2 protein-coding genes are annotated in these 2,563 nt (G+C 66.4%); one reads left to right on the top strand and one right to left on the bottom strand.

Annotated elements, in window-relative coordinates:
* Positions 1 to 1,187: acetyl-CoA C-acetyltransferase (locus tag JHC81_RS14310; RefSeq protein ID WP_292175790.1), on the bottom strand; the 1,187-nt coding region annotated here is incomplete at its 3' end.
* A 307-nt stretch (positions 1,188 to 1,494) separates the two neighbouring features.
* Between JHC81_RS14310 and JHC81_RS14305 the strand changes: the two genes are divergently transcribed.
* Positions 1,495 to 2,563: RNA polymerase sigma-54 factor (locus JHC81_RS14305; protein WP_292175789.1), on the top strand; the 1,069-nt coding region annotated here is incomplete at its 3' end.

Genomic DNA, 2,563 nt, shown 5'->3' with positions numbered 1-2,563 from the left:
GTGGCGGTGCCCATGCCGCCGCCGATGCACAGGGTGATCAGGGCGGTCGACTTGTCGGACCGCTCCAGCTCGTCCAGGGCGATGCCAGTGATCATTGCACCCGTGGCCCCCAGCGGGTGGCCCATGGAGATGCCGCCGCCGTTCACATTGATCTTGTCATGCGGGATATCCAGCGCCTGCATGTAGCGCAGGACCACGGCGGCGAAGGCCTCGTTCAGCTCCCACACGTCGATGTCGGCGGTGGTCATGCCCAGCTTGCCCAGCAGCTTCTTCGTCACGAACTCGGGGCCGGTCAGCATGATGGAGGGCTCGGACCCGATCGAGGCGGCCCCGACGATGCGGGCGCGGGGCTTGAGGCCCAGGGCCTTGCCCGCTTCCAGAGAACCGATCAGGACGCCGGCCGAACCGTCGACGATGCCGGACGAATTGCCGGGCGTGTGGACATGGTTGACGCGCTCGACCTCGGGGTAGCGCTGGTTGATCACGGCGTCGAAGGCCATTTCGCCCATGGCGGCGAACGACGGGTTCAGCGCACCGAGGGTCTGCATGTCGGTGTTGGGGCGGATGGTTTCGTCACGGTCCAGACGCACCAGACCCAGCTGGTCCAACACAGGCACGACCGACTTGGAGAACCGGCCTTCGGCCCAGCTGCGGGCCGAACGTTTGTGGCTCTCGACCGAATAGGCATCCACGTCGTCGCGTGAGAGGCCGTACTTCGATGCGATCATGTCGGCGGACACGCCTTGGGGTACGAAGTACGTGGAAAACGCGCTGGACGGATCGACCGGCCAGGCCCCGCCGTCACTGCCCATCGGCACGCGACTCATGGCCTCGACACCGCCGCCGACGGCGAAGTCGGCCTCGCCGGCCTTCACCTTGGCGGCCGCCATGTTCACGGCTTCCAGGCCCGAGGCGCAGAAGCGGTTGATCTGGACGCCGGCCACCGTCTGGGCCCAGCCAGCGTTCAGCACGGCGGTGCGGGCGATGTCCGAGCCCTGCTCGCCCACCGGCGAGACGCAGCCCAGGATGACGTCATCAACCTTGGAGGTATCCAGCCCATTGCGGTCGCGCAGGGCCTCCAGCACCTGGGTGGCCAGCGACAGGGCCGTGATCTCGTGCAGAGACCCGTCCTTCTTGCCCTTGCCGCGCGGGGTACGGACGGCGTCGTAGATATAGGCTTCGGTCATGGAGAGGTGTCTCTCTGTTTGGTCCCTATCGCTTGGCGCGCGGCGCCTCGCTGCTTGAGGGACAGGGTGCGAATTCGAAACTCGCTGGGACAAAAGCCCTACGTTTACGTCAACGTCAAGTTCGAAGGTGCGATTTCTCCACAGCCCGACTTGAGCCAGTGTCGGTCTGCCAGCGACCGAAGGTAGATTTGAGAGGAGCGTGGGACCAGCGCGGCGCGCGTTCGCCGCTCGTTAACCGGTCTGGCCACAAGGTGGCCACAGCAAGTTTCGGGCCACGTCGGTCCGTACGGCTGGGGACACGTTCAAAGTGCTCGGACAAAGGCTGGATATTCGGCAAGGCCAGGGTCTGGTCATCACGCCCCAGCTGCAGCAAGCGATCAAGCTGTTGCAGCTGTCCAACCTGGAGCTGGACGCCTTCGTCGAGGCCGAGCTGGAAAAGAACCCCCTGCTTCAGCGCGAGGACGGCGAGCCCGGCGGCGAGGCGGAGGTTGCGTCCGAGAGGGTGGCCGATCACGACACCACTGAGATGACCTTCGACGAAGGACGGGTCCAGGATGCGGACCGGACCCTGGATGCGCGCTCCGACGACGTTTATGGCGACGCCAGCCCCGGCGAGCGCACCGGCGACCGGATGGAGGATGTCGGCACCGGCGAAGCCCAGCCCGGCCTGAACGACTGGTCCCGTGCCGGGTCGGGCGGTGGCCTGCCCGACGGCGAAGGCCGCGAACAGCCCGACACCCGCGACGCGACCCTGTGGGAACATCTGCAGATGCAGGCGTCCCAGGCCGGTTTCAGTCCATCAGATCACGCCATCGCCCTGACCCTGATCGATGCCGTGGACGAGGGCGGCTATCTGCGTGGCGAGCTGGCCGAGATTTCGGATCGGCTCGGTGTTTCGCTGGAGCGGATCGAGGCGGTACTGGCGACCTGTCACGGGTTCGAGCCGACCGGGATCATGGCACGGTCAGTGCCTGAATGCCTGAAGCTGCAGCTGATCGAACGCAACCGGTTCGATCCGGCGATGGACTGCCTGCTGGCCAATCTGGACCTGCTGGCCCGGCGCGATCTGACGGCGCTGAAGAAGGCCTGCGGCGTCGATGCCGAGGACATGGCCGAGATGATCGCCGAGCTGAAAGCCCTGACGCCCCGTCCCGGTGCAGGCTTCGGCGGCGAACCGGCCCAGACCGTGATCCCGGACGTGCATGTGCGCGCCGATCCGGCCGGCGGCTGGAAGGTCGAGCTGAACGCCGACACCCTGCCCCGCTTGATCATGGACAAGCGCTATCATGGCGTGGTTCAGGCCGGTGCCCGCTCGGAGACCGAAAAGACCTTCGTCGCCGAATGCGCGGCCCAGGCCAGCTGGCTGGTCAAGTCGC

This window comes from Brevundimonas sp. (assembly GCF_016463295.1).
Taxonomy (GTDB): Bacteria; Pseudomonadota; Alphaproteobacteria; order Caulobacterales; family Caulobacteraceae; genus Brevundimonas.
This window is presented reverse-complemented; position numbering and strand designations above follow the sequence as displayed.